Origin of the sequence: Flavobacterium sp. (assembly GCF_044341185.1) — a bacterium.
Classification (GTDB): Bacteria; Bacteroidota; Bacteroidia; order Flavobacteriales; family Flavobacteriaceae; genus Flavobacterium.
In genome coordinates this window covers 1-8138 of sequence record NZ_JBIISE010000051.1, presented here as the reverse complement: position 1 = coordinate 8138, position 8138 = coordinate 1, and the positions used below count along the sequence as shown (strand labels likewise).

At 30.4% G+C, this 8138-nt stretch carries 9 protein-coding genes; 4 read left to right on the top strand and 5 right to left on the bottom strand.

What is annotated here, in order from left to right; genetic code table 11:
- Positions 1 to 82 precede the first annotated feature (82 nt).
- A complete protein-coding gene (locus tag ACIQZ1_RS09150) occupies positions 83 to 1150 on the top strand; it encodes a GyrI-like domain-containing protein (protein WP_396160684.1) in 1068 nt (355 codons plus the stop codon).
- Here the strand turns inward: ACIQZ1_RS09150 and ACIQZ1_RS09145 are convergent, their stop codons facing one another.
- From ACIQZ1_RS09145 to ACIQZ1_RS09135, 3 genes are all read right to left on the bottom strand, one after another.
- A complete protein-coding gene (locus ACIQZ1_RS09145; RefSeq protein ID WP_396160682.1) occupies positions 1151 to 1648 on the bottom strand; it encodes a hypothetical protein in 498 nt (165 codons plus the stop codon).
- Positions 1649 to 1693: 45 nt separating this feature from the next.
- Positions 1694 to 2011: a hypothetical protein gene (locus ACIQZ1_RS09140; RefSeq protein ID WP_396160680.1), complete on the bottom strand. Its 318-nt coding sequence runs from the start codon at positions 2009 to 2011 to the stop codon at positions 1694 to 1696.
- 90 nt (positions 2012 to 2101) lie between these two features.
- Entirely contained in the window at positions 2102 to 3034 is a 933-nt protein-coding gene (locus tag ACIQZ1_RS09135; protein ID WP_396160678.1) for a peptidylprolyl isomerase, read from the bottom strand.
- A gap of 81 nt (positions 3035 to 3115) precedes the next feature.
- Between ACIQZ1_RS09135 and ACIQZ1_RS09130 the strand changes: the two genes are divergently transcribed.
- Together ACIQZ1_RS09130 and trmD are read left to right on the top strand one after the other, a co-directional pair.
- Positions 3116 to 3562: a DUF1569 domain-containing protein gene (locus ACIQZ1_RS09130; protein WP_396160676.1), complete on the top strand. Its 447-nt coding sequence runs from the start codon at positions 3116 to 3118 to the stop codon at positions 3560 to 3562.
- Between the two features lie 84 nt (positions 3563 to 3646).
- The gene (gene trmD, locus ACIQZ1_RS09125; protein ID WP_396160674.1) at positions 3647 to 4324 is read left to right on the top strand and encodes a tRNA (guanosine(37)-N1)-methyltransferase TrmD; all 678 of its coding nucleotides are present in this window, start codon (positions 3647 to 3649) and stop codon (positions 4322 to 4324) included.
- 104 nt (positions 4325 to 4428) lie between these two features.
- On the opposite strand, the gene ACIQZ1_RS09120 is transcribed toward trmD, so the two are convergent.
- Positions 4429 to 6048, bottom strand: coding sequence for an ABC-F family ATP-binding cassette domain-containing protein (locus ACIQZ1_RS09120; protein ID WP_396160673.1), 1620 nt, complete (start codon positions 6046 to 6048; stop codon positions 4429 to 4431).
- A gap of 230 nt (positions 6049 to 6278) precedes the next feature.
- Here ACIQZ1_RS09120 and ACIQZ1_RS09115 point away from each other — a divergent pair, with 230 nt between their 5' ends.
- A complete protein-coding gene (locus ACIQZ1_RS09115) occupies positions 6279 to 7601 on the top strand; it encodes a TlpA family protein disulfide reductase (protein WP_396160671.1) in 1323 nt (440 codons plus the stop codon).
- Between the two features lie 66 nt (positions 7602 to 7667).
- Here ACIQZ1_RS09115 and ACIQZ1_RS09110 read toward each other — a convergent pair.
- Positions 7668 to 8138, bottom strand: a 471-nt coding sequence (locus ACIQZ1_RS09110) for a transaldolase family protein (RefSeq protein ID WP_396160669.1), incomplete at its 5' end; no start/stop codon positions are given.

Sequence of the window (8138 nt, the reverse complement as noted above, 5' to 3'; positions counted from 1 at the left end):
CTTTTTATTTTATTCTTATTTTTAATTAAAGGGTACATAAAAGAATAATTTATTATATTTGATTTTAATCCCCAAAAAACAAATGAAAATTTTAAAATATTTATCGCTTTTATTTCTGCTATTCCTTTTAGCTTTTGTGGTTTTTGTTGCCACACAACCTGCTACATATGAAATTACAAAACAAAAAGAAATAAATACACCCAGCAATTTTGTTTTTGAATATGTAAACGATTTTTCAAATTGGAATGATTGGCAACAATTTAACACTGATGAAAACGTTGCATATGTTACTTCTCAAAATACCACCGGAAAAAAATCATATGTAAAATGGGATTCAGAAAGTGCTATCGTTACCACTTTTGCACAAAATGATTCTATATCGCAACTCTTTATTCAAGACGACAACAAGCAAACATTGCATTGGAAATTTAAAAAATTAGGGAGAAATACGTTAGCATCGGTAACAATCAAAGGTGATTTATCATTTACAGAAAAAATTTATTCTGTATTGAATGGAGGAATTACTGGTTATGTAGGTCCTCAGATACAAGAAAGTTTAAATAAAATCAATAACTATTTTGTAAGTGAATTAGGAGAATATGATATAAAAGTTGATGGATTGGTAAACAGACCTTCAATTAATTATTTGGAACAAAAAGATTCTTGTTTAGTTAAAGATTTTCCGAAAAAATCAAAAGCATTGCTAAAAACAATGAAGAATTTTATCAAATCTAATGATATTGAAACTTTAGAAGTGCCATTTGTAATGTTTCAGAATAATGAAAACCAAAACAAAATAGTTTATGCGATGTGCGTTCCAGTAAAAGAAAAAGTATTCACAACGCCAGATAGTCAAATTCAAGGTAAAAACTACAGCTCATTTTTAGCTATAAAAACCACATTAAAAGGTGATTATTCTCATATGAAAAAAGCGTGGTTAAAAACAAGAAATTACATTACAACTAAAAAATTCAAAGAAGACAAAAAAGGATTTTATATTGGAATTTATAAAAAATCTGTTCCTGAAGTAAACGAACCTTCAAAATGGGTGACAGAAATTTATATTCCCATCATAAAGAAAGAAGCAGCTACAAAAAAAATAATTGTAAAAGATAGTACTGTAATTTCAACTACTGAATCAGAAAATTAACTATTTACTCATTTCAATAGTAATCATATTATTTGTCATTTTCGGACCAAAACTTTTTACTTTTGTCGTACATAATACGTATAAATTACTATTAAAAACAGGTACAGTTGTTGTTGCATAACGGTTTAAGGTATCGCTTATTTTTATAGAATACCCTTTTTCTTCTGGAATAAAATTAGCTTTTAATTGTAACAAATATTGGTCATCACAAATGTTATAAAACCACCTTTCTTCAGCGTTTGCCAGCGTAACTCTATAATTTTTAGCAAAAGTTAAGGTTTTATCTTTATGAATTAAACTAAACTCGTTATTAGTATTTACCACTTCATTTCCTTGGCTATCAATTAAAGTAATCTGTAAATCGTTTATGATTTTTTTAGTAGCACTATCAATTGGATTGGCTACCAAATAGGTAGTAAAATCATACCCGCAATGTGGCAAACCCTCTTGTGAAAAGCCAAAAGCTGAAATAAAAACAAGTAAAATAAATTTCTTCATAATTGAACATTCGCAAAAAACGAACCAAAGTGGGTTTACTATATTTTAAAATTGCGGAGTCGTTAAATAGGCATAAATTTTTTCTCGTTGCAAATCGGTAAGTTTGGTGTTTTTTTGCATACGAATAACAATTGGTTTCCATTGTTCGGCAGTAAAACTTTCTTTTTCATATAAACTATGACAATCGGCACAACTTGTGGTGTATAAATTTTTACCTTCAGTAATAACTTCAGCTGTTATTTCTAACTTTTCAGCTGCAATTTCTTTTACAACCGGAACTTCCTCTGTTACCATAACTTTTTTTGGTGCACAGCCTACTACAACTGATACAACCACTAATCCAATAAATACGCTTGATTTCATTATTTTATTTTTAGATTTTCAAATATAAAAAAAATCCGTAACGATTTGGTATCGAAACGGATTTTTATATTAATTATATTAAACGATATGCTATTTCACATCCATTAATTCAACGTCAAATACTAAAGTAGCATCTGGTGGAATAACCCCTCCAGCACCAGTACTTCCATAACCTAAATACGATGGAATTACAAAACGAGCTTTATCACCTACTTGTAATAAGGCAATACCTTCATCCCATCCTTCAATTACTTGACCCACTCCTAATTGAAAATCAATTGGTTGTTTTCTTTTATAAGATGAATCAAAAACTTGACCGTTTTCTAGGGCACCTTGATAGTGAACAGAAACTTTTTTACCTTTTTCTGCTTGTTTACCACTACCCTTTTGGATAATTTGATAACGTAAGCCGCTTTCTGTTTTTGAAAAACCTGCTGCTAATTTTTCCATAGCCGCTTCAGCAGCTTGTTTTTGTTCTAAAATTCTTTTTTCACGAGAACCTTCAAATGTTCTAAATGCTTCAATAGCATTCCATTTTTCTGCTTCAGCACCTACTCTAATAATTTCTATTGAATCTAAAGCATCATTTCCAGCCACTGCATCCACAACATCTTGTCCTTCTAAAACATGACCAAAAACAGTATGCTTACCATCTAACCAATTGGTTGGAACATGTGTAATAAAAAATTGTGAACCATTAGTTCCAGGTCCAGCATTTGCCATAGATAAAACTCCAGGCTTATCATGTTTTAATTCTGGATGAAATTCATCATCAAATTGGTAACCTGGGCCACCCGTTCCTTGACCTTGTGGGCAACCACCTTGAATCATAAAGTCTGGAATTACTCTATGAAATTTCAAGCCATTATAATATGGTGTTCCCATTGGTTTTGCTTTGTTTTCTAATTGCCCTTCAGCCAAACCTACAAAGTTTCCAACCGTTCCAGGTGTTTTATCGTGAGTTAACTTTACTAAAATTGAACCTTTTGCTGTATTAAATTTAGCGTAAATTCCGTCTTGCATTGCTTTTGATTTTAAATTAAAGTGCAAATTTACTACTTTTTTGAGTATATTTGATTGGTTTTTAAGCAAAATTATATCAACATGAAATCAATATTTAACCCAACAGACAATCAAGAAATTATTTCAAGAATCAATTCATTATCTTCAGATTCTCAAGCATTATGGGGAAAAATGAGTGTAGACCAAATGCTAAAACATTGTAATGATGCCGTTTTAGTAGCTTTTAATGAGAAAGAACTTAGGATTCCATTTATTTGGAAAATTTTAGCACCAATGATGAAAAACATGATTCTAAAAAAGCCACAATTTGACAAGAACAGTCCAACTGCCAAAGAATTTAAATACGATACTAATTTCGATTTTGAAACCATTAAGAATGAATTAATTACTAATTTTTCTCGTTTTCAAGCTGGTTTTGATGCTATAAGTTGTAAAAAACACCCTTTTTGGGGCTATATGACTGCAGATGAATGGAATAATTTACATTGGAAACATATTGATCATCATTTACGACAATTTGGGGTTTAAATTAATTGTTTCAAGTTTCAGGTTTCAGGTTTTTGTTGTTTATCTTTGCAACTTGAAACCTGAAACAAAGAAAACAAAATCATCATGCGCGTAGATATAATAACTGTTTTACCAGAATTAATTAGAAGTCCATTTGAAGGTTCGATGATGAAAAGAGCTATTGATAAAGGATTGGTAGAAGTCCATTTTCATAATTTACGCGATTATAGCACTAATAAACAAAAAAGTGTGGACGATTATCAGTTTGGTGGTGGTGCTGGAATGGTAATGAATATTCAACCTATTGATGATTGCATTTCCAAACTAAAAAGTGAACGCGATTACGATGAAATCATTTACATGACACCAGACGGAGAAACGCTAAACCAAAAAATGGCAAATTCTATGTCGATGTTAGGAAATTTAATTATTTTATGCGGTCATTATAAAGGAGTTGACCAACGTGTGCGCGATATGCATATTACTAAAGAAATTTCAATTGGCGATTATGTGTTATCTGGTGGCGAATTAGGTGCTGTAATTTTATGCGATGCCTTATTTCGTTTGATTCCTGGCGTTTTGAATGATGAAACCTCTGCCCTAACCGATAGTTTTCAAGATAATTTATTATCACCACCAATTTATACCCGACCTGCAGAATATAAAGGCATGAAAATTCCAGATATTTTATTGAGTGGTAATTTTCCCGAAATTGAAAAATGGCGTGAACAAAAAGCGTATGAACACACATTAGCCAGACGACCAGATTTATTGGAAGAATAATCTTATTTACGATTTTAGATATACGATTTAAGAAAAATCCCGAGCAAAACTCGGGATTTTTATTTAAATATCAATTCGTTAATCTAAAAATCGTAAACCGTAAATTACGAATACATTTTAGTACGTAATTCTTTAATTTTATCGTCTTCTAAATATTCATCAAATGTCATGTAACGGTCGATAACACCATTTGGCGTAATTTCTAAAATTCTATTTCCAACAGTTTGAGCAAATTCATGGTCGTGCGTGGTTAATAAAATAGAACCCTTAAAGTTATTTAACGAGTTATTAAAAGCTGTAATAGACTCTAAGTCTAAGTGATTGGTAGGTTCATCCAACATTAACACATTGGCACGAATCATCATCATTCGAGACAACATACAACGTACTTTTTCACCTCCGGAAAGGACATTACATTTTTTTAACGCTTCTTCGCCTGAGAAAATCATTTTTCCTAAGAAACCACGAACATAAACTTCATCGCGTTCTTCTTCTGTTTTTACCCATTGACGTAACCAGTCAACTAAGTTTAAATCTATTCCATCAAAAAAGCTATGATTTTCAACTGGTAAATATGATTGCGTGGTGGTAATTCCCCAATCAAACGTTCCAGAATCTTGTTTTTTTAATCCGTTTAAAATATCATAAAAAGCGGTTGTTGCACGAGAATCTTTAGAGAAAACTACAATTTTATCACCTTTAGCCATATTTAAATGAACGTCTTTAAATAAAACGTCACCATCTTGAGAAGCTGATAAATTTTGTACGTTTAATATTTGGTCTCCCGCTTCACGCTCGGTTTCAAAAATAATGGCTGGATATCTTCTACTTGATGGTTTAATTTCATCTAAGTTTAATTTTTCAATCATTTTTTTACGAGAAGTAGCTTGTTTAGATTTCGCCACATTGGCACTAAAACGACGAATAAATTCTTCTAATTCTGCTTTTTTCTCCTCTGCCTTTTTATTTTGTTGTGCTTTCTGACGCGCCGCTAATTGGCTACTTTCGTACCAAAAAGTATAATTACCTGAATAATGCGTAATTTTCGCAAAATCGATATCGGAAATATGTGTACAAACCGCATCTAAAAAGTGACGGTCATGCGAAACTACTAAAACTGTGTTTTCATAATTGGCTAAGAAATTTTCTAACCAACCGATGGTTTCAAAATCCAAATCATTTGTAGGTTCATCCATAATCAAAACATCTGGATTTCCGAATAATGCTTGAGCCAATAACACACGTACTTTTAACTTACCATCCATTTCACCCATCAGAGTATAATGATGTTCCGCTTCAATTTCTAAATTCGATAATAATGTAGCCGCGTCACTTTCTGCATTCCAACCATTCATTTCGTCAAATTGCAATTGCAACTCGCCTATTCTATCTGCATTTTTATCATCATAATCAGCATACAATGCATCCATTTCAGATTTAACAGCGTGTAAGGTTTTATTACCAATTAATACTGTATCTAAAACCGTAAATTCATCAAACATATTGTGGTTTTGGTTTAAAACCGACATACGTTTCCCTGGTTCTAAAATCACTCTTCCTGAGGTAGGATCCAATTCACCAGCTATGATTTTTAAGAAGGTTGATTTTCCTGCACCGTTGGCACCAATAATCCCATAACAGTTTCCTTGGGTAAATGTGGTATTTACTTCATCGAATAAAATTCTTTTACCAAATTGTACCGATAAATTTGAAATTGTAAGCATGTATTTTAATTTTAATTTACCGCAAAATTAGCAAAAAGCAACGAGTTTTCACAGTTTTATTTTAATATTCTATTTGTAATTTTTAACGCTACATTAACATCTTAACTGTATTAAATCAAATACATTTGTTATTATATTTAAATAAAACTATGCAAAAAAATTACAATTTCATTAAATACTTTTTTTTCTTACTTCTTGCAATCTATTTAGTATCTTGTAAAGATAGCTTCATGGGTGAAAACCATGTGGCGTACTTTGGCGGTGAAATAGAAAATCCAAAGAATAATTTTGTTGTGTTTATGAAAAATGACAAAGTGGTGGATACTTTTTATTTAGATGAAAACAATCGCTTTTTTCATAAATTCGATTCACTAACACCTGGATTGTATAGTTTTAAACACGATCCTGAGTATCAATATGTTTTTTTTGATAAAAATGATAGTTTGATGATTCGTTTAAACAGCAATGATTTTGATAATACCCTAATGTTTTGCGGACGAGGAGATGAGAAAAACAATTTTATGATGGAATTGTATTTAAAAGACATGAAATTAAAAAATGATTTATTTGATGTTTACGAACAACCCGAAAAAGTATTTTCTAAATATTTAGAAGCTTCAAATAAAAATATTACAGAATTATACCGCAAAAGAAAATCATTTATCAAATGGTCTGAAGAATTTGATGAAGTAGCAAAAGCTAATATTTTATTAAATTATGCCTACAAAAAAGAAGTTTTTCCTATAGTACACGAATTTAAAACAGGTGAAAACATCAAAACAAAATTACCAAAATCATACTACAATTACAGAAAAAAAATTGATGTGAATCAAGCCAATTTATTATACTATTCTCCGTTTATTAATTACATGACAAGCATGCTTAATAATATTGTACTAACCAAAAACAAAGGAAATTTAGACGATATGAGTTTAGAAAATAATATTAAAAAACTTGAAATTGTAGACACGCTGGTTAAAAACAAACACGTTAAAAATTTGGTTATAAACAATATAGCTAATATGTATTTGCTTTCAGATCAATGCTCTGTTAATAATGGTAAATTTTTTACCTTATATTCAAAAATGGTTTCCGATAAAAAAATGAAATCTAAAGTCATGGAAACGGCAAGTAATATTCAGAAATTAAGAAACAATAATGTATTACCAAAAGTTAGTTTGTTAGACATGAACAATCAACCAGTCGATTTAAATAAACTAATCACTAAAAAAACAATTATATACTTTTGGAACAAACAATCCGATTCACATTCTTTTTATTCTCATAAAAAAATCGATGAATTAAAAGCAAAATATTCTTCTATTCAATTTATTGCAATAAACATCAATAATAGCCAAGAAGATTGGTTAAAAGAAATAAAAGATAAAAACTTTAGCAATTCAATAGAATTAAGAGCTACTGACTTTAAAGAACTTCAAAATAATTGGGTCATTAACAAAGTGTATCGCACCATGATAATTAACAAAAATGGCACGATAAACAATGCCTTTGTAAGCTTATTTGATGCTAATTTTGAAAGTTATTTACAATAGAAATAGTTTAAAAACAAAAAAAAGGCGTCTCGAATTATCGGGACGCCTTTTTTAAGTATAAAAATATTATTTATTTCCTTTTTCGAAATCCGCTACAAACTGAGCAATACCAATATCTGTTAATGGATGTTTCAATAATCCAGTAATTGAAGATAAAGGTCCTGTCATTACATCAGCACCAATTTTAGCACAATTAACAACATGCATTGTGTGACGCACAGAAGCCGCTAAAATTTGAGTTTCAAAACTATAGTTGTCATAAATTTGACGAATTTCATCAATTAAATTTAAACCATCAGTTGAAATATCATCTAAACGACCTAAAAATGGAGAACAATAAGTTGCTCCTGCTTTTGCAGCTAACAAAGCTTGACCTGCTGAAAATATTAAAGTAACGTTGGTTTTAATTCCTCTATCTGAAAAATATTTACATGCTTTAATTCCTTCTTTAGTCATTGGTAATTTTACCACAATTTGTTCGTGTAAATCGGCTAATTCTTCACCTTCTTTTACCATTCCTTCAAAATCTAAGTCATT

What these genes read in the sequence shown, in the direction of transcription:
- trmD (WP_396160674.1), top strand. Translation starts at nt 3,647, where the DNA reads ATGCGCGTAGATATAATAACTGTTTTACCAGAATTAATTAGAAGTCCA.
- ACIQZ1_RS09120 (WP_396160673.1), bottom strand. Translation starts at nt 6,048, where the DNA reads ATGCTTACAATTTCAAATTTATCGGTACAATTTGGTAAAAGAATTTTA.
- ACIQZ1_RS09135 (WP_396160678.1), bottom strand. Translation starts at nt 3,034, where the DNA reads ATGCAAGACGGAATTTACGCTAAATTTAATACAGCAAAAGGTTCAATT.
- ACIQZ1_RS09140 (WP_396160680.1), bottom strand. Translation starts at nt 2,011, where the DNA reads ATGAAATCAAGCGTATTTATTGGATTAGTGGTTGTATCAGTTGTAGTA.
- ACIQZ1_RS09150 (WP_396160684.1), top strand. Translation starts at nt 83, where the DNA reads ATGAAAATTTTAAAATATTTATCGCTTTTATTTCTGCTATTCCTTTTA.
- ACIQZ1_RS09115 (WP_396160671.1), top strand. Translation starts at nt 6,279, where the DNA reads ATGGGTGAAAACCATGTGGCGTACTTTGGCGGTGAAATAGAAAATCCA.
- ACIQZ1_RS09145 (WP_396160682.1), bottom strand. Translation starts at nt 1,648, where the DNA reads ATGAAGAAATTTATTTTACTTGTTTTTATTTCAGCTTTTGGCTTTTCA.
- ACIQZ1_RS09130 (WP_396160676.1), top strand. Translation starts at nt 3,116, where the DNA reads ATGAAATCAATATTTAACCCAACAGACAATCAAGAAATTATTTCAAGA.